The sequence below is a fragment of the Streptomyces canus genome (genome assembly GCF_001514145.1).
Taxonomy (GTDB): domain Bacteria; phylum Actinomycetota; class Actinomycetes; order Streptomycetales; family Streptomycetaceae; genus Streptomyces; species Streptomyces canus.
Window position 1 is genome coordinate 105,798 of the sequence record NZ_KQ948675.1, and the last position, 21,369, is coordinate 127,166.

Annotated in this window: 20 protein-coding genes and 2 pseudogenes; 14 read left to right on the top strand and 8 right to left on the bottom strand. The window is 70.4% G+C overall.

The genetic code is table 11. The annotated features are described in order from the left end of the window. Nucleotides 1–58 precede the first annotated feature (58 nt). The 4 genes from AQJ46_RS42990 to AQJ46_RS43005 are packed head-to-tail and all read left to right on the top strand — an operon-like array spanning nt 59 to nt 3,739. Nucleotides 59–1,342, top strand: a complete 1,284-nt coding sequence (locus AQJ46_RS42990; RefSeq protein WP_059210797.1) for an ABC transporter substrate-binding protein — start codon at nt 59–61, stop codon at nt 1,340–1,342. Continuing rightward, nucleotides 1,339–2,277, top strand: coding sequence for a carbohydrate ABC transporter permease (locus AQJ46_RS42995; protein WP_059210798.1), 939 nt, complete (start codon nt 1,339–1,341; stop codon nt 2,275–2,277). Before AQJ46_RS42990 ends, AQJ46_RS42995 begins: the two co-directional genes overlap by 4 nt. Continuing rightward, entirely contained in the window at nt 2,274–3,140 is an 867-nt protein-coding gene (locus AQJ46_RS43000; protein ID WP_059210799.1) for a carbohydrate ABC transporter permease, read from the top strand. The genes AQJ46_RS42995 and AQJ46_RS43000 overlap by 4 nt, the downstream gene beginning before the upstream one ends. Beyond that, entirely contained in the window at nt 3,137–3,739 is a 603-nt protein-coding gene (locus AQJ46_RS43005; RefSeq protein ID WP_059210800.1) for a hypothetical protein, read from the top strand. The genes AQJ46_RS43000 and AQJ46_RS43005 overlap by 4 nt, the downstream gene beginning before the upstream one ends. Nucleotides 3,740–3,796: 57 nt before the next feature. On the opposite strand, the gene AQJ46_RS43010 is transcribed toward AQJ46_RS43005, so the two are convergent. Continuing rightward, the gene (locus AQJ46_RS43010; protein WP_059210801.1) at nt 3,797–6,037 is read right to left on the bottom strand and encodes a heavy metal translocating P-type ATPase; all 2,241 of its coding nucleotides are present in this window, start codon (nt 6,035–6,037) and stop codon (nt 3,797–3,799) included. A gap of 161 nt (nt 6,038–6,198) precedes the next feature. Here AQJ46_RS43010 and AQJ46_RS43015 point away from each other — a divergent pair, with 161 nt between their 5' ends. Next, nucleotides 6,199–7,170: a hypothetical protein gene (locus tag AQJ46_RS43015; protein ID WP_059210802.1), complete on the top strand. Its 972-nt coding sequence runs from the start codon at nt 6,199–6,201 to the stop codon at nt 7,168–7,170. A 13-nt stretch (nt 7,171–7,183) separates the two neighbouring features. Here the strand turns inward: AQJ46_RS43015 and AQJ46_RS43020 are convergent, their stop codons facing one another. Next, nucleotides 7,184–8,062: a PhzF family phenazine biosynthesis isomerase gene (locus AQJ46_RS43020; RefSeq protein ID WP_059210803.1), complete on the bottom strand. Its 879-nt coding sequence runs from the start codon at nt 8,060–8,062 to the stop codon at nt 7,184–7,186. A 36-nt stretch (nt 8,063–8,098) separates the two neighbouring features. After that, a complete protein-coding gene (locus AQJ46_RS43025) occupies nt 8,099–9,919 on the bottom strand; it encodes a glycoside hydrolase family 15 protein (RefSeq protein ID WP_059210804.1) in 1,821 nt (606 codons plus the stop codon). Nucleotides 9,920–10,076: 157 nt separating this feature from the next. Here AQJ46_RS43025 and AQJ46_RS43030 point away from each other — a divergent pair, with 157 nt between their 5' ends. Next, the gene (locus tag AQJ46_RS43030; protein ID WP_059210805.1) at nt 10,077–10,961 is read left to right on the top strand and encodes an SIS domain-containing protein; all 885 of its coding nucleotides are present in this window, start codon (nt 10,077–10,079) and stop codon (nt 10,959–10,961) included. Nucleotides 10,962–10,969: 8 nt separating this feature from the next. Beyond that, the gene (locus tag AQJ46_RS43035; protein WP_059210806.1) at nt 10,970–11,821 is read left to right on the top strand and encodes a class II fructose-bisphosphate aldolase; all 852 of its coding nucleotides are present in this window, start codon (nt 10,970–10,972) and stop codon (nt 11,819–11,821) included. On the opposite strand, the gene AQJ46_RS43040 is transcribed toward AQJ46_RS43035, so the two are convergent. Both AQJ46_RS43040 and AQJ46_RS43045 read right to left on the bottom strand, forming a co-directional pair. Further along, entirely contained in the window at nt 11,799–12,575 is a 777-nt protein-coding gene (locus AQJ46_RS43040; RefSeq protein ID WP_059210807.1) for a class I SAM-dependent methyltransferase, read from the bottom strand. The genes AQJ46_RS43035 and AQJ46_RS43040 overlap by 23 nt on opposite strands. Next, complete coding sequence (locus AQJ46_RS43045) at nt 12,568–13,710, bottom strand: methyltransferase (protein ID WP_059210835.1); 1,143 nt, start codon at nt 13,708–13,710, stop codon at nt 12,568–12,570. The genes AQJ46_RS43040 and AQJ46_RS43045 overlap by 8 nt, the downstream gene beginning before the upstream one ends. A 68-nt stretch (nt 13,711–13,778) precedes the next feature. Between AQJ46_RS43045 and AQJ46_RS43050 the strand changes: the two genes are divergently transcribed. From AQJ46_RS43050 to AQJ46_RS43060, 3 genes are read left to right on the top strand one after another with little or no spacing between them, the layout of a single operon-like run. Beyond that, nucleotides 13,779–14,420, top strand: coding sequence for an alpha-ketoglutarate-dependent dioxygenase AlkB family protein (locus AQJ46_RS43050; RefSeq protein WP_057617787.1), 642 nt, complete (start codon nt 13,779–13,781; stop codon nt 14,418–14,420). A gap of 36 nt (nt 14,421–14,456) precedes the next feature. After that, entirely contained in the window at nt 14,457–15,701 is a 1,245-nt protein-coding gene (locus AQJ46_RS43055; protein WP_059210808.1) for an ROK family protein, read from the top strand. Then, complete coding sequence (locus AQJ46_RS43060; RefSeq protein WP_059210809.1) at nt 15,694–16,416, top strand: NUDIX hydrolase; 723 nt, start codon at nt 15,694–15,696, stop codon at nt 16,414–16,416. The genes AQJ46_RS43055 and AQJ46_RS43060 overlap by 8 nt, the downstream gene beginning before the upstream one ends. 242 nt (nt 16,417–16,658) lie before the next feature. On the opposite strand, the pseudogene AQJ46_RS43065 reads toward AQJ46_RS43060, so the two are convergent. Together AQJ46_RS43065 and AQJ46_RS43070 are read right to left on the bottom strand one after the other, a co-directional pair. Continuing rightward, nucleotides 16,659–17,210, bottom strand: a pseudogene (locus AQJ46_RS43065) (IS701 family transposase); the annotation flags it as partial. 57 nt (nt 17,211–17,267) lie between these two features. Then, on the bottom strand, nt 17,268–17,552 hold the full coding sequence (locus AQJ46_RS43070) for a hypothetical protein (RefSeq protein WP_208617082.1): 285 nt from the start codon (nt 17,550–17,552) through the stop codon (nt 17,268–17,270). On the opposite strand from AQJ46_RS43070, the pseudogene AQJ46_RS43075 reads away from it, so the two are divergent. The 3 genes and pseudogenes from AQJ46_RS43075 to AQJ46_RS43080 all read left to right on the top strand — a co-directional run. Beyond that, a pseudogene (locus tag AQJ46_RS43075) lies at nt 17,473–18,213 on the top strand (IS701 family transposase); the annotation flags it as partial. The gene AQJ46_RS43070 and the pseudogene AQJ46_RS43075 sit on opposite strands and share 80 nt — an antisense overlap. 16 nt (nt 18,214–18,229) lie before the next feature. Next, the gene (locus AQJ46_RS59180) at nt 18,230–18,634 is read left to right on the top strand and encodes a Fe-Mn family superoxide dismutase (protein WP_404828519.1); all 405 of its coding nucleotides are present in this window, start codon (nt 18,230–18,232) and stop codon (nt 18,632–18,634) included. After that, a complete protein-coding gene (locus AQJ46_RS43080; RefSeq protein WP_059210810.1) occupies nt 18,589–18,894 on the top strand; it encodes a hypothetical protein in 306 nt (101 codons plus the stop codon). The genes AQJ46_RS59180 and AQJ46_RS43080 overlap by 46 nt, the downstream gene beginning before the upstream one ends. A 232-nt stretch (nt 18,895–19,126) precedes the next feature. Here the strand turns inward: AQJ46_RS43080 and AQJ46_RS43085 are convergent, their stop codons facing one another. Beyond that, nucleotides 19,127–20,146 (bottom strand): ParB/RepB/Spo0J family partition protein, encoded by a 1,020-nt coding sequence (locus tag AQJ46_RS43085; protein WP_107117437.1) that lies wholly within the window; start codon nt 20,144–20,146, stop codon nt 19,127–19,129. Nucleotides 20,147–21,189: 1,043 nt separating this feature from the next. Here AQJ46_RS43085 and AQJ46_RS56680 point away from each other — a divergent pair. Beyond that, a partial coding sequence (locus AQJ46_RS56680; RefSeq protein ID WP_208617080.1) for a hypothetical protein occupies nt 21,190–21,369 on the top strand: 180 nt, incomplete at its 3' end.

Below are 21,369 nucleotides of genomic sequence, written 5' to 3' on the forward strand. Positions count from 1 at the left end.
GGGGGGAGTTCCGAGGGGGGCCGTAGAAAGTCCGAGGAAGGGATGAGGTGACCTCGGCATGCCCGGACACAGGACAAAGGGGTTCTGCGCTTCGGCCGTCGCACTCGCGCTCTGCGCGCTGGCGGCCGGCTGCGGGGGATCCGGGGAATCGGTCGGCGGCGGCAAGGTCGTGCTCCGCTACACGTGGTGGGGCAACCCCGACCGCGCGGAGCGCACCGAGCAGGCCGTCGCCCTGTTCGAGAAACAGCACCCGAACGTACAGGTGCAGACGTCGTTCTCGGGTTACGACGCCTACAAGCAGAAGCTCGCCGTCCAGGCCACGGGCGGCGACGCACCCGACGTGATGCAGCTCGACTACCGCCAGATCGACCAGTACGCCTCCGGCGGGGTCCTGCTCGACCTGGCGAAGCAGAAGGCCGTGCTGCGCACCTCCGAGATCGACTCCGGGCTGCTCGCCACCGGCCGCGTGGACGGAACCCAGTACGCGATCCCGCAGGGCCGGGGCACCGAGACCGTCGTCTACGACGTCAAGACCTGGAAGGCCTCCGGGGTGCCGCTCCCCGCGCAGGGATGGACCTGGGACGACTGGGCCCGGGCCGTGCGCGCGCTCGAGAAGAAGACCGGCGAACCCGGCGCCACCGATCCCGGTCAGAGCGAGGACGCCTTCGAGGTCTGGCTGCGCGGACAGGGCAAGGCCCTCTACACCAAGGAGGGCGGACTGGGCTTCACCGCCGCCGATCTCACCAAGTGGTGGACCTTCACCGACACGTTGAGGCGCGAGGGAGCCGTCTCCCCGGCCGAGCAGACCACCCAGCTCGACGGCTCCGTGGAGAACACCCCGCTGGGCCGCGACAAGGCGGTCTCCGACACCAACTGGGACGCCCCGTCGAGCGGTTACCTCGCGATCATCCCGACCGGGATCGCACTGGCGCCCATGCCGTCCGGCTCCGACGGCACGCCAGGGCAGTACTTCAAGCCGTCGATGTTCCTCGGCGTCTCCGCCCACACCGGCCACGCCGAGGCCGCCGCCCAGCTCGTCGACTTCCTCCTCAACGACCACGACGCGGCGAAGATCCTCGGCGCCACCCGCGGCATCCCCGTCAACGAGACCATCCGCGAGGAGACAGCACCCCTCCTCAAGGACTTCGACAAAACGGTCGCCGACTACCAGGCGTCCCTGGAAGGGAAGTTGAAGGACCCGCCGCAGGCCCCGCCCTCCGGCGACAACGCCCTGCAGACCACCTTCCAGCGTGACTACGACCAGGTGTCCTACGAGCGCATGACGCCCCGCGAGGCGGCCGAGAACTACGTCACCGAGGCGAAGGCGGAGCTGAGGTCATGACCACCACCGCGATCCCGACGGGGGAGAAGCCCGCCACCGCCCCCACCACGAGGCGCCGGGCCAAGCGCGAACGCCAGGGCGCCGCCTGGGTGTTCCTCTCCCCGTGGGTCCTCGGCGCGAGCGTCCTCACCCTGCTGCCGATGGCCGTCTCGCTGTACCTGTCCTTCACCGACTACAACCTCTTCGACCCGCCCCACTGGGTGGGCCTGCGCAACTACACCCAGATGTTCACCGAGGACCCGCGCTACTGGCGTTCCGTCACGACGACCCTGATGTATGTCGTCATAGCGGTGCCGCTCCAACTGGCCCTCGCGCTGGTCGTCGCGCTCGCCCTGAAGTCCATGAAACGCGGCAAGGCCTTCTACCGGTCCGCGTTCTACGCCCCCTCGCTGCTCGGCGCCTCCATGTCCATCGCGCTCGTCTGGCGTGCCGTCTTCAACGACGGCGGCACCGTGGACAACCTGCTCGGCACCGGCGGCTGGGTCAACAGGCCCGGCTGGGCACTGCTGGCCGTCGCGCTGCTGACGGTGTGGCAGTTCGGGGCGCCGATGGTCATCTTCCTCGCCGGTCTGCAGCAGATACCCGCCGAGCTCTACGAAGCGGCGGCCGTCGACGGGGCCGGGACATGGCGCCAGTTCCTGTCCGTCACCGTCCCCATGCTGTCCCCGGTGCTCTTCTTCAACCTGGTCCTCCAGACCATCCAGGCCTTCCAGGTCTTCACACCCGCCTTCGCGGTGAGCGCGGGCAAGGGCGGCCCCGCCGACTCCACGCTCGTCTACACGATGTACCTCTACGACCGCGGTTTCGTCGCCTCCCACATGGGCTACGCCTCCGCCATGGCCTGGGTGCTGCTGCTCGTCATCGGCATCGTCACGGCGGTGCTGTTCCGCACCTCGCGTTCCTGGGTCTTCTACGCGTCCGAGGGGGAGCGATGACCTCCGTATCAACTGCCGCCGCCCGCAAGCCCGTTCGCTGGGGCCGGGTCGCCCTGCACCTCGGCTGTCTGGCTGCCCTGCTCGTGATGCTCTACCCGCTGGCCTGGCTGCTCGCCACCTCGCTCAAGCCGGCCGACGAGGTGATCGCCAGCCTCGACCTGCTGCCCCGCCACCTGGAGTGGTCGAACTACGAAACCGCCTTCGAGGGCGTCAACGACGTCTCCATCTGGCGGCTGCTGTCCAACTCGCTGCTGATCGCGGGGGGCGCGGTCCTCGGCAACGTGATCAGCTGCTCGCTCGCCGCCTACGCCTTCGCCCGGCTGCGATTCCGCTTCCGTGGCCCGATGTTCGCCTTCATGATCGCCACGATCATGCTGCCGCACCACGCGATCCTGATCCCGCAGTACATCATCTTCAACAAGCTCGGCATGGTGAACACCTACTGGCCGCTGATCCTGCCCAAGTTCCTGGCCACGGAGGCGTTCTTCGTCTTCCTCATCGTGCAGTTCATGCGCGGTCTGCCACGTGAGCTGGAGGAGGCCGCCCGCATCGACGGCTGCGGGCCCTTCCGCAGCTTCTTCCAGATCGTGCTGCCGCTGACCAGGCCCGCGCTGATCACCACGGCGATCTTCACCTTCATCTGGACCTGGAACGACTTCTTCACCCAGCTCATCTACCTCTTCGACCCGGACAAGTTCACGCTCACGCTCGCCCTCAGGTCGTTCGTGGACGCCTCCAGCCAGTCGGCGTTCGGCCCGATGTTCGCCATGTCGGTGATCGCACTGCTGCCGATCGTGCTGTTCTTCCTCGCCTTCCAGCGGTTCCTGGTGGAGGGCATGGCGAGCTCGGGACTCAAGGGATGAGCGGGATGCGTGCTCGTGAACCGGGCGAGGTCTTCGGCCCCAGGATGACCCTGTTCGCCGACATGCTGAGCGTCGGCCTGGCAACGGCCCTGGTCTGCCTGCCCGTGGTGACGGCCCCGGCCGCGCTGTCGACCGCGTGCGCGGTCCTGCGAGGTGCGGGGGAGGGGCAACCGGCCACCGCCGGCCGGTACTTCGCGGCCCTACGGCGTCGGCTGCGGGCCGGTGACCTGGGGGCGGGCGCCGTCGCCCTGGCCGGCGCGCTGCTGTTCCTGGCAGACCTGGCGCTCGCCGGGGCCGGGCTGCCGGGGGCGCCACTGTTCGCGGTGGTGGCCGCCGGTATCGGTGCGGTCGCCCTGGTGGTGGGCCTGCGGGCCTGCGCCCGCCCCGAGTCGCTCACCGACTGGCCGGCCGCCGTGCGGGAGGCGGCCCGGGACGCGGTACGGGATGTCGGCGGCAGCGCCCTGGTGCTGCTCGCCGTGGCCACGGCGGCCCTGTGTGCCTGGATGCTGGTGCCGCTGGCCTTCCTGGTGCCCGGACCGTTGGCGCTCGCGCTCACCGCCGTACATGTCCGGCTCACTGCGAGGGAGACGTTCCGCTGAGAGACGGGCGGGCAGGGGCTCCTGGTCTCGGAGTCCCTGCCCGCCCGGCCGGCCGGGTCAGGCGGCTCGGAACGACCGCAGCCGCAGCGAGTTGCCGACCACGAACACCGACGAGAACGCCATCGCCGCCCCCGCGAGCATCGGGTTGAGCAGTCCGGCCGCCGCCAGCGGCAGCGCGGCCACGTTGTACGCGAAGGCCCAGAAGAGGTTGGACCGGATCGTCCCCAGGGTGCGGCGGGCGAGGCGGATGGCGTCCGCCGCGGCCCGCAGGTCGCCCCGGACGAGGGTCAGATCGCCCGCCTCGATCGCGGCGTCCGTGCCGGTGCCCATCGCCAGGCCCAGGTCGGCCTGCGCCAGTGCGGCCGCGTCGTTGACGCCGTCACCGACCATCGCGACCGAACGGCCCTCTGCCTGAAGCCGCTTGACGACGTCCACCTTGTCCTGCGGCAGCACCTCGGCGATCACCTGCTCCGGGTCGATGCCGACCTCTCGGGCCACGGACTCGGCCACGGCCCGGTTGTCACCGGTCAGCAGGACCGGTGTGAGGGCGAGTGCGCGCAGGCGGACGATCGCCTCACGGCTGGTGTCCTTGACCGCGTCGGCGACTTCGAGCACGGCCCGCGCCTCGCCGTCCCAGGCGACCGCGATGGCGGTACGACCGAGGGCTTCCGCCTCCGACTTGACCCGCCGGAGCTCCTCGGGCAGCTCCAAGGACCAGTCGGCGAGCAGACGCTCGCGGCCGACGAGCACGGCATGACCGTCCACGATGCCCTGCACCCCGAGTCCCGGCACGTTCGCGAAGTCCTCCGGTGTGGGGAGGGAACCCAGCTTCTCCGTAGCCCCGTCGGCGACCGCGCGGGCGACCGGGTGCTCCGAGGCGTGCTCCAACGTGCCTGCCAGCCGCAGGACTTCGGCCTCGTCGGTGCCGTCTGCCGGGTGCACGGCCAGGAGGGTCATCCGGCCCGTGGTGACGGTGCCGGTCTTGTCCAGGACGACGGTGTCGACCTTGCGGGTGGACTCCAGGACCTCAGGACCCTTGATGAGGATGCCGAGTTGGGCGCCGCGCCCGGTCCCGACCAGCAGAGCGGTCGGCGTGGCGAGGCCGAGGGCGCACGGGCAGGCGATGATCAGGACGGCGACGGCGGCGGTGAACGCGGCGGCCGTACCGGCGCCGTTGCCGAGCCAGAAGCCCAGGGTGCCGAGGGCGAGTGCGATGACGACCGGCACGAACACCGCGGAGATCCGGTCCGCGAGCCGCTGAGCGGCCGCCTTGCCGTTCTGGGCGTCCTCGACCAGCTTGGCCATCCTGGCCAGTTGGGTGTCGGAGCCGACCCGGGTCGCCTCGACGACGAGCCGTCCGCCCGCGTTGAGGGTGGCGCCGGTGACGGAATCTCCGGGGGTGACCTCGACCGGCACGGACTCACCCGTGAGCATCGAGGCGTCCACGGCGGAGGAGCCCTCGACGACGGTCCCGTCGGTCGCGATCTTCTCGCCGGGACGGACGAGGAAGCGGTCGCCGACCTTCAACTCCGCGATCGGGACGGTCTCTTCGTGCCCGCCCGACTGCAGCACGGTGACGTCCTTCGCGCCCAGTTCCAGCAGCGCCTTCAGGGCCGCGCCCGCCTTGCGCTTGGATCGGGCCTCGAAGTACCGCCCGGCCAGGATGAACGCGGTGACCCCGGCCGCGGCCTCCAGATACAGGTTCCCGGTGCCGTCACCGCGGGTGATCGTCAGCTCGAAGGGGTGCTTCATACCCGGCGTGCCCGCGGTCCCGAAGAACAGCGCCCACAGCGACCAGCCGAAGGCGGCCGTCGTACCGACCGAGATCAGCGTGTCCATGGTGGCCGCGCCGTGCCGGGCATTGGTGAACGCCGCCTTGTGGAAGGGCCATCCGGCGTAGGTCACCACGGGCGCCGCCAACGTCAGGGACAGCCACTGCCAGTACTCGAACTGCAGCGCCGGGATCATCGCCATCGCGACGACGGGCACCGCCAGCAGCACGGCGGTCGCCAACCGCTCGCGCAGGGAGCGCAGTTCGTCGGGCTCTTCCTCGTCGGGAGCGGACGGCTCGGGCGGTGCCGGTTCCCGGGCCGTGTACCCGGTGTTCTCGACGGTCGCTATCAGGTCCTGGACCGAGACACCGGCGGCGTGGGTGACCTTGGCCTTCTCGGTGGCGTAGTTGACGGTGGCGGTGACCCCCTCCATCCGGTTGAGCTTCTTCTCGATGCGCGCCGCGCACGAGGCGCAGGTCATGCCGCCGATGGCCAGCTCGGTCTCGGCTGCTGCGGTGGTGGTCACGGCTGCTCCTCGTAGATACCGGGTGGGGGTATGGTGCGTCGCGACTCCTGTATACCCCCAGTGGGTATCTGGGGCAAGTCGGTCCGACGGGTTGACTTGATACCCCCTGGGGGTATGGTGAAGCGCATCGAGAGCCGCATACCGAACCGGAGGAGCCGACCATGCACGCTGGACTGAGGATCACCGCATTCGCCGCCGCACTGGCCGCGACGTTCGGCACCGCCTACGGCGTGGGCCAGGGCGTCGGCCCCGTGACCGAGGACGAGACGCCCGCCCCCCATGAGGCGCACACGGGCGACAGCGAGTCGGGGCACTCGGAGAGCCCCGGGCATTCGGGCCACGAGTCGCCCCCGGCCGGCGGACTCCAGATCTCCGAGAACGGCTACACCCTCGACCTGCAGACCCTTCGCCTCACGGCCGGACGCACCGCCGACCTCCGCTTCGCCATCCGGGGCGAGGACGGCCGCGCGGTCACCGCCTTCCGCCGGGAGCACGACAAGGAACTCCACCTCATCGTCGCCTCACGCGACCTGAACACCTACCGCCATCTGCATCCCACCCGGGCCGCCGACGGAACCTGGAGCATCCCCGTGTCGCTGCCCCGCGCGGGCGGCTACCGGGTCTTCGCGGACTTCACCCCCGAGAAGAAGGGCGCCGAGAACCTCACCCTCGGCGCGGATCTGGCCGTGTCGGGCACCTACGCACCGCAGAACCTGCCGGCGCCGAACACCACCGCCGCGACCGAGGGCTACGAGGTGAAGCTGGGCGGAGCCCTGCGCCCCGGCGCCGCCCGCGAGCTGAAGCTGACGGTCTCCCGGGGCGGCAGGCCCGTCACCGATCTCCAGCCCTATCTCGGCGCCTACGGCCACCTGGTCGCCCTGCGTTCCGGCGACCTCGCCTACCTCCACGTCCACCCGGGCGGCGAACCCGGCGACGGCTCGACCGAGCCCGGCCCGGACATCTCCTTCACGGCCACGGCGCCCAGCAGCGGCACCTACCGGCTCTTCCTCGACTTCAAGCACGAGGGCAAGGTGCACACCGCCGCGTTCACGGTCCGTGCGGGCGGAGCGGTGACAGAGGAAGAGGCTTCCGAAGAGGCCCCCCATGAGTCGTCGGCCGGGCACGGTCACTGACGAGTCTCGCGGCTCACTGGCCGATGAGGGCCCCGGCGCCCCCGACCCGGACCCGGGGGTCGCCCGCGCGCAGGGTCACCGTGAGTTCGCCGGGGCGGCCCAGGTCCTCGCCCTGGTGCAGGGTGAGGACGGCGTCCTCCGGCACCAGGCCGAGGTCACGGGCGTACGCACCGAACGCGGCGGCCGCGGCGCCGGTCGCGGGGTCCTCGACCACGCCGCCGACCGGGAACGGGTCACGGGCGTGGAACACGGTCGCCGACTCCCGCCACACCAGCTGGACCGTGGTCAGGTCCAGTCGGTGCATCAGGGTTTCGAGGCGCGGGAAGTCGTACGCCAGATCCGCGAGGCGGGCGCGTGTCGCCGCCGCGAGGACGAGATGGCGGGCGCCGGCGAACGCGATCCGGGGCGGAAACGCCGGGTCGAGATCGGTGGCCGGCCAGTCGAGCGCGGCGAGCGCCTCCGTGAGGTCGGCCTCGGCGACGTCCTCGACGTGCGGCTCGACACTGGTGAGCGTGGCCCTGACCGTCCCGTCCTCCTCGGCCACCGACACGGGCACGGTGCCGGCGCGGGTGGCGAACACCAGCTCGCCCGGGCCGATCCGCTCGGCCAGCGCGACGGCGGTCGCGACCGTGGCGTGCCCGCAGAACGACACCTCGGCCTTGGGGCTGAAGTAACGGATGGTGAACGTCCGTCCCTCCGGCCCGTCCAGTCCCTCCGGGGGCGGGGTCAGGAACGCCGACTCCGAGTAACCGAGCTCGGCGGCGATGGCCAGCATGTCGCCGTCGTCCAGGGTGGTGGCGTCCAGGACGACGCCGGCGGGGTTGCCGCCCTCGGGAGTGGTGGAGAAGGCGGTGTATCGCAGGACCTCGGGCCGCGGCGCGTTCGTCGTCATGCCGGCTGCAACGTGGGACCGGCCGACGGCTATTCCTCAGCCGAGGGCCCGGTCCAGGTTGAAGGCCGCGCTGATCAGGGCGAGATGGGTGAACGCCTGCGGGAAGTTGCCCTGCTGCTCGCCGGTGTTGCTGATCTCCTCGGCGTACAGGCCCAGATGGTTGGCGTACGTGAGCATCTTCTCGAAGGCCAGCCGTGCTTCGTCGATCCGGCCGGCGTGCACCATCGCCTCGACGTACCAGAACGAGCAGATGGAGAAGGTGCCCTCGTCCCCGCGCAGTCCGTCGGGGCTCGCCGTGGGGTCGTAGCGGTAGACGAGGGAGTCCGACACCAGCTCCTCGGTCAGCGCGTCCAGCGTGGACAGCCACTTGGGGTCGGTCGGCGCGATGAACTTGGTCAGCGGCATCATCAGTACGGCCGCGTCGAGCACATCGCCGTCCTCGTGCTGGACGAACGCCTGCCGGGTCTCCGACCAGCCGCGTTTCATGATCCGCCGGTAGATCGTGTCGCGGCACTCCCGCCAGCGGTTCAGGTCGGCGGGCAGCCCGCGCCGGTTGGCCATGCGGATCGCCCGCTCGATCGCCACCCAGCACATCAGCCGTGAGTACAGGAAGTTCTTGCGGCCGCCGCGGGTCTCCCAGATGCCCTCGTCGGGCTGGTCCCAGTTCTCGCACACCCAGTCCACCAGCGCGGACACGTCGTCCCACTGGTCGCTGGAGATCGGCTTGGCCCACTTGTCGTACAGGTAGATCGAGTCGATCAGGGCGCCGTAGATGTCGAGTTGGAGCTGGTCGGCGGCGGCGTTGCCGACCCGGACCGGCGCGGAGCCCTGATGCCCTTCCAGATGGCCGAGTTCACGCTCCGTCAGGTCGGTGCGGCCATCGATGCCGTACATGATCTGGAGCGGCCCGGAGGGGCCGTGGCCGTCCGGACTGACGTGCCGGATGAGGAAGTCCATGAACTGCTCGGCCTCGCTGGTGAAGCCGAGCCGCAGCAGCGCGTACACACAGAAGGCGGCGTCGCGCACCCACACGTACCGGTAGTCCCAGTTGCGCTCGCCGCCGAGCTGTTCGGGCAGGCTCGTCGTCGGCGCGGCCACGATGGCGCCGGTGGGCGCGTAGGTGAGCAGCTTGAGGGTGAGGGCGGAGCGGTGCACCATCTCCCGCCAGCGGCCCCGGTACTTGGAGGCGGACAGCCAGTGCCGCCAGTAGGCGACCGTGCTGGTGAACTGCTCCTCGGCCTCGGTGCGCGCGCACCGGCGCGGGGTCACCTCGCCGCCGACCTGGTCCAGCGCGAACACCGTCGACTCACCCTCGGAGAGCTTGAAGTCGGCGCGTACGTCGAGGCCTTCGGTCTCCAGCGGCACGGTCGCGGTCAGGCCCAGCGTCAGCTTGGGGGACTCGAAGACCGCGACGTCCCCGACCATGCGGAGGGTGTGCGGCTGGGCGCCGTAGTCGAAACGCGGGGCCACGCGTGTCCGGAACGGAATCGAGCCGCGTACGCACACCACTCGCCGGATCAGCCGGTGCCGCTCGGTCTCCACCGTGTCGCCGTCGACCGGCATGAAGTCCTGGACCTCGCCCACGCCGTCCTCGGTGTAGAACCGGGTGATCAGGACGTTGGTGTCGGGGAAGTAGAACTGCTTGGTCCGTGCCGGCACGGTCGCCGCGAGCTCGAAGCAGCCGCCGCGCTCCGCGTCCAGGATCGACGCGAAGACGCTCGGTGCGTCGAAGGCGGGGCAGCAGTACCAGTCGATGGTGCCGTCGGTCCCGACCAGTGCCACGCTGCGCAGGTCACCGATCAGACCGTGCTCGGCGATCGGCAGGTAGCCCGTGTGATCCCTGGGTGATCCGCTCATCGCAGCCTCCTGCGGATCAGCCTATGCAGGATCGGCCGCGGGTGTCACGAAAACGGCCTCGCACGCGAGGCGCACCACTTCTGCGTGTGAATGCTTGATTATGCTCGAAAGCTAGCTATATCTTGCAAGAGCAATCAAAGTGACAGAGAGGTACGGCATGACTCATGTCGAGGACGAGCTGACCAGCCAGCCCGGGTGCTGGACCCGGGCGGCGGCGGAGGCCGCGGGCCACGCCCACGCGCTTCCGGCGGCCGGGGAGCGGGTCGCGATCGTCGGATGCGGCACGTCGTACTTCATGGCGCAGGCCGTGGCGGCGCTGCGGGAGGGCTCGGGCCAGGGCGAGACCGACGCCTTCGCCGCGTCGGAGTTCCCGCGGGGGCGCTCGTACGACCGTGTCGTCGCCCTCACCCGCTCCGGCACGACGACCGAAGTCCTCGACCTGCTCGGGCAGTTGAAGGGCAGCACCCGCACGACCGCTCTCACCGCCGACCCCGCCACCCCCGTCATGGCCGCCGCCGACGAGGTCGTCGTCCTCGACTTCGCCGACGAACGCTCCGTCGTCCAGACGAGGTTCGCGACCACCGCCCTCACCCTGCTCCGCGCCCACCTGGGCCTGCACACCGACGCCGTCGTCGCCGACGCCCACACCGCACTCACGACTCCCCTGCCCGAAGGCCTCGTCGAGTGCACGCAGTTCACCTTCCTCGGCCGGGGCTGGACGGTGGGGCTGGCCAGCGAGGCGGGGCTGAAGATGCGCGAGGCCTCCCTCGCCTGGACCGAGGCCTATCCGGCGATGGAGTACCGCCACGGCCCGATCAGCATCACCACCCATGGCACCGCCACCTGGATGCTCGGCGCGGCACCCGAGGGGCTGGCCGAACAGGTCCGGGAGACCGGCGGACTGTGGGTGCCGGGCACCCTCGACCCCCTCGCCGAACTGGTCCGCGTGCAGCGCCTCGCGGTCGCCGTCGCCGGGGCCCGCGGCCTCGACCCGGACCAGCCCCGCCACCTCACCCGCTCGGTGATCCTCGCCCGCCCCTAGGAGACGTCGTGCCCCTGGCCACCACCGGCGAGCTCGTCACCCGCGCCGCCACCACCCGCTCCGCCGTCGCCGCCTTCAACATCATCACCCTGGAGCACGTCGAGGCCGTCATCACCGGTGCCGAGTCCCTCGACGCGCCCGTCGTGCTCCAAGTCAGCGAGAACGCCGTCAAGTTCCGCTATGGCCGGCTTCTCCCGCTCGCTCGCGCCGCCGTCGTCGCGGCCGAACGCGCCGCCGTGCCGGTCGCGTTGCACCTCGACCACGTCCAGAGCGACGACCTGCTGCGCCAGGCGGCGGACGCCGGCTTCGGTTCCGTGATGTACGACGCGGCCCACCTGCCCTACGCCGAGAACCTCGCCGCCACCCGGGCGGCGGCCGACTGGGCGCATTCCCAAGGGCTCTGGATCGAGGCCGAGTTGGGGGAAGTGGGCGGGAAGCAGGGCCGGCCCGCGCTGGACGCCCACGCCCCCGGCGCCCGCACCGACCCCGCCGAGGCCCGCGCCTTCGTCGCCGACTCCGGCGTGGACGCCCTCGCCGTGGCCATCGGCAGCGCCCACGCGATGACCCAACGCACCGCCACCCTCGACCACGACCTGCTCAAACGCCTCGCCACCACCGTGGACGTCCCCCTCGTCCTGCACGGCTCCTCCGGAGTCCGCGACGACGAACTCACCACGGCCGTCGCGGGCGGCATCGCCAAGGTCAACGTCGGCACCGCGCTGAACATCGCCATGACCGGCGCGATCCGGGAGTTCCTGGCGGCTCACCCCGAGGCGGTGGACTCGCGCAAGTACCTCAGTGTCGGGCGGGACGCCATGGCCGAGGCGGCCCGGCGGATCATCCAGCTGCTCGGGCGGTGAGGACGGGCTGGTAGAACCCGCTGGAGGCCGGATCGTGCCACCGCACGTCGAGGAATCCGGCCGTGGTCACGAACTCCGTCAGCTGTGAACGGGTCAGGGCCCAGGAGGTCGTACGGCGGACGCGGACGGCCCAGTCGTCCCCGCCGCCGTCCGCGAGCTGGAAGTGCTCCAGGTCGTAGCGTTCGCCGTCCTCGTGCCACTGCCACAGCTGGAAGGTGATCAGCCGGCCGTCGGAGTCCTCGGAGACCTGCGGAGGCGGGGCGCCGGGCCTGGTCCGCCGGATCTCGTCGTAGTCGCGAAGGGTGAGCACCAGCAGACCGCCGTCCCGCACAACCCTGCGCATGCCCGCGAGCGCGGCCTCCAGGTCCGGGGCCGTCAGCAGATGCGCCAGGGAGTTGTCGGCGCAGACGACGACGTCGAAGACGGACGACACGAACGGCAGCCGTCGCATGTCCGCGGCGGCGGCCGGCAACACTGCCCCGCGAGCCGCGGCCTCCTGGGTGGCACGTGCGGCGGCCACCGGACTGAGGTCGCTGCCGACGACCCGGTGCCCCGCGAGGGCGAGTCCGATGGCCTGGGTCCCGATGCCGCACGAGCAGTCCAGGACGCGGTGCGGACCCGGCCCCAGGTCCTCCCGCACGAGCGCTCCGAGCACGGCCGCCTGATGCGCGATGCTCACGTCCCAGTCCGCGAAGATCCGGTGGTAGTCCGGGGCCAGCGCGTCGTAGAAGGCCCGCACCGAGGGATCAGACACCCGACTCCTTCACTGCCTTGAGCACCACGAACTTCGGCCCGCCGGCGACCAGTTCACTGTTGCCGAACAGTTTTCGCAGCTTCACGTGATAGCCGAGATGGCGGTTCCCGACAACCCACAGTTCGCCGCCGGGCCGTAGCGCCCTGCGCGCTCCGGTGAACATCCGCCAGGCCGTCGCGTCGGTCGTCGCCTGGTGGGAGTGGAAGGGCGGGTTGTTGAGGACGAGGTCGACGCTGCCCGCCGGGACCCCCGCCAGACCGTCCCCGACCCGGAACTCCGCGTGCCCCGGCACGCCGTTCGCCTGGTACGTCTCCTCCGCCGAGGCCACGGCCTGGAAGGACTCGTCGACGAACAGCACCTCGGCCTCGGGGTTGGCCAGGGCCACCGCCGTACCGACGACGCCGTTGCCGCAGCCCAGGTCCACGATCCGCTGCGAGCCACGGCTCTTCGGGAGGTGCTGGAGGAAGAACCGGGTGCCGATGTCGAGCCGGTCCGCGCAGAAGACGCCCGCGTGATTGACGACGGCCCGCCCGGAGACGGCACCGATGCCGTCCGGGAGGGTGTAGCCGTACGGCCAGGGGTTGGCGGGCCGTTCGAGCGACGGCTCCGGTGTGCAGAAGATGAGCCGGGCCTTCTTCTCGGCCAGCGAGGTGCGCGTCGGCCCGAGGATCCGCTCGAACAGCTGGAGCGTCGAGGTGTGGATCTCCTTCACCATGCCGGTGCCGACGACGAGCGTGCCCTCGTGCACCGCGGGCGCCAGCCGCAGCAACTGGTCCTCCAGCAGGGCCAGGCTCTTCGGCACGCGCACCAGCAGGACGTCGACGCGGCCGGGCGGTGGGTCCTGTGTGGTGAGCAGCTGGACGGTGCCGGGCTCGACGTCGGCGCGTTCGAGGTTGGCGCGAGTCGCCTCCTGGCTGAGGAAGGAGTCGGTGATCTGGACCGGCCGGTGCGGTGCCAGGGCGGTGGCCAGCGCACCCCAGCGGTCTCCGACCACCACGACCGTGCCGGACAGGGCCACGTCCTCAGCCACGAGATGCCTCAGCAGATACTCGTCGGAGGCGTCCCAGGCGCGCAGCAGGTCACGCGGGTCCTCGGGGAAACGGGTGAGCGCGAGCTCGCCCCAGGGGGTCGTCATACGGTCGTCCATCGTGCGTCCAGGCTATCGGAGGCGCAGCTCAGGCCCGCTCGGGCAGGATGGAACCCATGGATGCCGAGCTGTTCCCCCGACCCCGCGCGGAGGTCGCGCCGGGTGCGGTGCACGTGCCGGGCTGGCTGGAGCCGGGGCGGCAGCGCGGCCTGCTGGAGGCCTGCCGGGAGTGGGCGCGCCCGCCCGCCGGACTGCGCACGGTCCGCACCCCGGGCGGCGGCACGATGACCGCGCGCCAGGTCTGTCTGGGCCGGCACTGGTACCCGTACGGCTACGCCCGCACGGTCGTCGACGGCGACGGGGCACCGGTGAAGCCCTTCCCGCACTGGCTGGGCGAGCTGGGCCGGGAAGCGGTGCGCGACGCGCTCGGTCCGCGGCAGGCGGCGTACGACATCGCACTGATCAACTTCTATGACGGCGACGCCCGCATGGGCATGCACCGCGACAGCGACGAGAAGTCGGACGCGCCCGTGGTCTCCCTGAGCCTCGGCGACACCTGCGTCTTCCGCTTCGGCAACCCCGAGACCCGGACCCGGCCCTACACGGACGTCGAACTGCGCAGCGGTGACCTGTTCGTGTTCGGCGGTCCGTCGAGACTCGCGTACCACGGGGTCCCCCGTGTGCATCCGGGCACCGCGCCGCCCGAGTTGGGGCTGACGGGACGACTGAACATCACGCTGCGGGTCAGCGGGCTCTGAGCTCGATCGCGAACGGATCATGGGAGACTCGCCCTCATGAGCGGCAAGGCGGACCCCCGGCCGGCGGGGGAAGGAACCACCTCGAGGACGCGGCTGGACCGGGGGCGCGGTGCGCTCGGGCCCGCGTTGGAGCTCGTGCACACCGGCCGCGCACCCACCCGGGCCGTGCTCACCGCCGAACTCGGGGTGACGCGGGCGACGGCCGGCGCGGTCGCCGCCGAGCTGGAGGCGCTCGGGCTGATCCGCGTCGACGCCCGGCCCACCGCGGCCGCCGGTTCGCAGGGCCGGCCCTCGCACCGCCTCGCGGTCGCCGAGGACGGTCCCGTCGTGCTGGCCGCGCAGGTCCACGCCGACGGCTTCCGGGCCGCCCTGGTCGGTCTGGGCGGTCGTATCGTCGCCACGGCCCCCGGCTGCGAGACGGTCGACGCCGACCCGGCGAAGGTCCTCGGCTCCGTCGTCGAGGCGGGCGCCGACCTGCTGCGCGCCACCGGCAGACGCTGCGTCGGCGCCGGACTCGCCGTGCCGTCCGCGGTCGCCGAACCCGACGGCCTCGCCCTCAACCCCCTGCACCTCGCCTGGCCCGCGGGCGCCCCCGTCCGCCGTATCTTCGACGAGTGCGTGCGTGCCGCAGGCATCACCGGACCGGCCTTCGCGGCCAACGACGTCAACCTCGCCGCGCTCGCCGAGCACCGGCACGGCGCGGGCCGCGGCGCCCGGGACCTGCTGTGCGTGGCGACCGGACACCGGGGCGTGGGCGGCGCCCTCGTGCTCGACGGGCGTCTGCACACGGGGAGTTCGGGCTTGGCCCTGGAAGTCGGCCACCTCACCGTGAATCCCGAGGGCCGCCCCTGCCACTGCGGCAGCCGGGGCTGTCTGGACGTCGAGGCGGACCCGCTGGCGTTCCTCACGGCGGCGGGACTCGCCCCCGGCCCCCAGCTCTCCCTGCTCCAGCAGGCCAACGACCTCGTCCGGCACCACTACGACGATCCCGCCGTCCGCGGCGCCGCGGAGGCCCTCATCGACCGCCTGGGCCTCGGTCTCGCGGGCCTGGTGAACATCCTCAACCCGGACCGGATCATCCTCGGTGGCCTCCACCGCACCCTGCTGGACGCCGACCCCGCGCGGCTGCGCGCCGTCGTCGCCGACCGCAGCCTGTGGGGGCAGAGCGGCGGCGTTCCCATCCTGGCCTGCACCCTCGACCACAACAGTCTGGTCGGGGCGGCCGAGTTGGCGTGGCAGCCGGTGCTGGACGATCCGCTGGGGGCACTGACCCATGCCTGACCTGCTGGAGGCCGGGGGACTGCGCCTGGTCGAGGTGGCGCCCCCGGTGGTCCCGGCCGAGGTGCGGACGGCCATGGACCGCGAGTGGGGCGAGGCCGTCCTGGCCAACCCGGCCCTCTTCGACGGCCCGGTGGCGGTGTGCGCGGGGCTCTCTTGGGAGGCCCCGGACAGCCTGCTCATCTCCTGGTCCCGGGTGACCTATCGGTACTTCGCGCTGCGCCGCGTCCCGGGCGCCACCGCCCCGCGGTCCCTCTTCGTCAGCGTGGTGCAGCCGACGGACGACGGATGTGTGCTGGTGGGCCGTATGTCCTCGTCCACCGTCGCGCCCGGCCGCTGGCAGTTCCCCGGCGGATCGGTGGAACCGCCCACCGGCGACGAGCCTCTGGACGAGCCCGCACTGCGCCGCCACGCGGCTGTGGAACTGGCCGAGGAGACGGGCGTCGACGTCCCGGCCGCCGACCTCACCCGGTGTCTGGTCACGCACGGCGAGGACGGACAGGTCGGTGTCCACTACCTGGCCCCGCCGTTGCCCGCGTCCTTCCTGCGGGACAGCTTCACGGCGCTGGTGGCCGCGGAGACGGCACGGGGACGCGTGTCGGAGTTCGACCGGATCACCCTCGTCGGCTCACCCGCCGAACTGCCGGACCTCTCCGGTCCGCACGTGGGCTACCTGGATCCCGTCGTCCGCTGGGCGAGCCGCCGAGTAGGCTCGTGACATGCGGATCTCCGTCTCCCGGGGTTGCCGCCGTGACCTTGGGCGCAAGGCGGTCAGCGGCAGTTCGTCGAACCATTGATGACCGTCCACACCCGCTGTCGCCCATGGCGGCAGATGTCAGAACTGATGTCAGGGTCCTGGCAGAGTCACGCCTGGTGGTTGTCCGTTTGAGTCGCCGCGGCGCGCTTGGAAGTACCTGGTCGACCGAGGCGACACCCAGGGCTGAAGTGCCGGCCCTCATATCTGGCCAGGGCGGGCTTGGTGGCGAACCCCGTGTGGTCCGGGATGCCTGCGGCCCGGCACCGGTCGGGGCCCTGAGTCCAGGAGCGTGGGATGTAGAGGCGCCGGTCGATGGCAGCGTGCCCTACCGGGGTGGAGTAGACGGGGTAGACGGCGACCTGGGCGTTTTCGATTCGACCCGCGGTCCCGGTGCACTGGCGTTGCACCCCGACGCTCGCGGTGCCCTTCTTCAGGTCACCGGTCTCGCCCACCACCAGGACGGCGTCCTGGTTGCCGAGGTGCTCGACCACGAAGTCCCGTATGTCGTCGCGGACTCCGTCGGCGTCCCAGGAGGCGCGGCTGAGCAGGTGCTGCATACCGGCCGGACTGCTGTCACCGGCATGCTCCGCGATCGTCCAGCAGTTCTTCCGCGGCAACTCTGCCAGCGGGCCCAGCACGAAGGCCCGTGCCCTGCGACGCGGCTCGACCCGGGCGAACCGCCTCGCCACCCTCGCCATCAGGTCGTCGAACACCGGCTGCCACCGGGCAGGGTCTACGCTGTGGCCCACGGCCATCGGCTGATCTTCGTCTGTCCACAGAACCGACGATGATCAACGGTGGCCGTGCCCTTTCTACGCCACCCAGCAGTACAGGTTCTCGTCTCCCTCGCGGACGGCACGGGCCAGGTCGGCCAAGCCGCTCAGGATCCACACGGCGATCTTGGGGTCGAAGACCTCGCCGTCTGCCGCCCGCTCGGCCACCCACAGCCGGCTGACTTCAGCGAGCTGGTGCTCGACGGCAGTGCACAGGGCATCTCGAAGGGTGCCGGAGACGGCGAGGACGAGCGGACCCTCGCCGTCGTCCGGGTCGACAACAGTCTCGGGCGACGGCCTGCAACGGCTGTTGGACGGAGCCACCTGGAACGCCGACGACGTCCGCGACGACCTGCAGACATACGTCGCCGGCAAGCTCGGCGAAGCCGACGGGGTCCTCATCCTCGACGACACCGGCTTCGTGAAGAAAGGCACCACCTCTGCAGGCGTGCAGCGCCAGTACTCCGGCACCGCCGGCCGCACCGAAAACTGCCAGATCGGCGTCTTCGCCGCCTACGCCACCACCCGCGGACGCGCCCTGGTGGACCGCGAGCTGTATCTGCCCAAGTCCTGGACGGACGACCGCGAACGCTGCCGCGCCGCCAAGATTCCCGATGAGAGGACCTTCGCCACCAAGCCAGAACTGGCCAGGGCCATGGTGCTGCGCGCACTCGCCTCGCCGTTGCCGATCGCCTGGGTGACCGCGGATGCCGCCTACGGCCAGGAATGGCGCTTTCGCCGGACGCTGGAAGAAACCGCCGTCGAGCGTCGAGATCTGCCCCTGGTCCACCCGGGAAGGGCTATTGCTCGAACGCCTCGGCGTGGCTCCCACCCCAGTCGGCCGTCCCCGCCTCGTCGGCTGAGCCCAGCGGACCTGGCCTGCGGAGGGCTTTCCCAATTCGGCATCCACCTCCTAGGCGCGCTGCCTCGCACCCCTCCACCGCTCACCGCTGCAGCGGGCACATCGGCCGTAAACCGGCAGTGACCTGTACCGCGTCGGAGTGGGGCCGTGTACGACGGCGGCGAGCCACAAGCACGGCGTCGGCGAGCTCGCGGACGCATCCCCGAATGCTTCGGTCCGTTCGCGGGTTTCAAAGCGCAGCTCCCCAAGGCCACGCGACCACAGAGGGTTCGGGCTGGGGGGCCTCGCGCACGAAGCGCCAAGCGGACGCCTGATCGTCGAGCAGGCCTACGACCACCAGGGCGACGTCGGCCAGGGCTCGACCCCGGTCCTGGTCTCCGACGCCTGGGAGCACGCCTTCTACCTCCACTACAAGAACTCATGCTCCGCCGACTCACTCGCGTGTCCGCCCCGACCCGCCCGCCTGGCGTCCCACACACCCGACCGGCGGGAGCATCGATGCGGCACCTCCTGGACAAGGTCGAGACTCGGCAGCAAGTGGTGAGCGAGACCGCCGCGCAGCTGGGCCAGCAGATCGCCCTGCTCAGCGAGCAACTCGCCGCCGCCGAAGCCACTCTGGACCGCCTGGAGATCACCCGAGCGGCATCGACGAAGGGCAGCCGGTGCGGCGGCGACTTGGCTGCCTGTCAAAGCCGGTCACGGGAGATGATCCTCGAGGGCTTCTGCGGGAGCCTTCCACTCCAGGTTCTTGCGCGGCCGGGAGTTGAGGAGGTCACGAACTGGCCACCGGTGAAAGACTGTTGACCCCGCCAGGTGGGGACAGAACATATCGCTTCGATCTGGAGCGCTCGGGCTGGTGGGCGGCGCGCTGGTGCTGATGGGGATGAATAGGGGCACCGGGCGGCAGGTTGACCTCCCGAAACCCGTCGGTGAAGCGTCGGCGCGGCCCAGGTGACGGGTCGGCGGTCGCGACCTGCACACTCATGTGTTGTCGTTTCCCGACTGAAGACACAGTCGCCGATGAGACTCCCGCTGTTCACCCGCCGACCTCCCCACGGCTGGTGGCCCGGACGCGCTCATCCAGTTCCTGCGCGAACTGCTGCCATGTCTCGGCGTACTTGCGCGCCAGGTCCACGACCAGGGCCCCGCAATGCGGCGGCACCGCTGAAGTCAGCTCGGACCACTCCTGCATCCCGATCGCATTCTGCTGCAGCAGGCGCAGAAGGTTCCGCCCCTCCTCTTTGTGGCGCAGTGAGGGATCTCGCAGCAACTTCTCGACGATCGAGACGGGGTTGGGCTGTACCAGCCGCACCTTCTGCTCATTGCTCGGCCTGGTGCGCTGGACCGGAACCTCTGAACCGCTGCGGGCATCGGCTGCAGCGGGCCGTACCACCGTGGGCGACTTGCCTGCTTCAAGCCGCTTGCGGACGTCGCTCACCGTCGCCGGCGCGATGCCCGCGAGACGTGCCACCTCGCGTAAGGACGCCTGCGGATACTCGGCTATCACTTCGGCGGCTCTTCGCCTGCCCTCCGCGCTACTCAGCGGGCGGACCCTGCCGTCCCTGCCGACGCGCGCGTTCAGTTGTGGCAGCCCCTCAGCTGAACGACGCCGGATGGCCGCCACGGTCTTGGCCCCCAGCCCCGAAGCCAGCCCGATTGCCCGGTCGGACATGTGCGGATGCGACGTGATGATTCTCGTGGCCGCAGCGCGACGGTCAGCCTGCTTCAGTGGAAGCCCATGCGTCACATTCGCCTGGACAGCACGCAGGAATGCATCCTCCGAACTGCCGTCGAAGAACTCGACGTCGATTGTCGCCAAGCCCTTGAGGAAGGTCGCCATCAGGCGATGCATTCCGTCGATCACCCGCATACTGCGCCGGTCAACCAGGATCGGCGGAAGTGGAACACCGATCTCTGCCAGCCTGGCGACGTGCTCCGCGTCTTGTCCCTCAAGGCGCGGGGATTCGCCGGGCAGCAGCGAAACGATCGGAACGGTCACGACCTCTCGCACTCCGGATCTGGCAGGCGTCGTCGCGGAATTCGATTCGGTGGCCATCACGTCAAGTGTACGTTCAGGCGAGACAGCCTCAGACTGATTCAAACCAACAACCCCCGTCGGCTAGAACTTAAGATCCGATTCTCATTGAATCGCAAAGAAATTGAAACGACCGCACTGAGCGCGCAATGCGTGTCCGCATCGCAAAACCTCGATCCGGGCTTTCGGCTCAGGTCGGGAAGGGCCCTGTCGCGCCCCCTCCGACGGTCGGGCAGCCACAACCGCCCGGAGCGGGGCGGGAACTCCGCGCTCCAGACGCTCGCGTGCCCCTTCATCGGTGCTCATCACCTGCATCATCAGGACGCCGAAAGCCGTTCGGCAGCTCAGATCAGGTGCGGTGTGGTGCTGCGGCGTCGGTGTCACGCCGAGGTGACGGGTTGCCGGCGCACTGGTGACACCAGAACCGATCCGGGTGCCTGCCGTGCTGCTGCGCTGCGGCCGAGGACGCCGACGAACCCTCCTGATTGCGCGGGCGGCCCTTCGGTCCGGTCCAGCACCCGTACCCACCGCCGCATCGCCGGCGTGACCACCTCTTCCACCTTGCAGTGAACGGCAGTGGTCCAGAATCCTGCTGCGGAGTTGAATGTGCGGATCGGTTTGCTGCACCTGTTGATCTGTGACCGGGTGTTGAATACGCCGATTCTTCGACGCCGTCCTCCCGGCCGGCGATACCCGGCGCTACGGCGAGCGTCACCCGCATTACGCTCGGGGAAAAAGGCTTTTCCTCACCGGGCAGCGGCTCGCGCCCGACAGGATTGCTGACCGAGAACTCCTGCGCACCCGCATCCTCGGCGGCATTGTCAGCGATTATCACTATGCCGCCTGACCAACAACGATGAATGTCCGAAACGGCTCAGTTCTGGAAGTCGTGGCACCATCAAGGTCATGGTCTGAATATAAGCAGACCGCACACCGCACCGACAGCGACCGGTCAACCTCCTGGGGAGAATTTTACGCTAGAACTACACACGCCATTTTACTTAGCGCGACGGACTGGTCACTATGTGTAATAGGCGTCTGCTTACGCTCGTAGCATCTGGCCTGTGCCATACACCTACCGAGTTCTAGGTAAGAAATTCTTTCCCAGGGGAAAAGGTTCGGCATATTCGTGCGGTGGCACGGAGAGGATCTCGCGCACCGGTTGGGAGGACTCGGCCCATGCGACCTGTCCGCCACTCGACCTCGAGAGCGAGTTCCGGATCGCGAAAACGGCGCTGTCGACG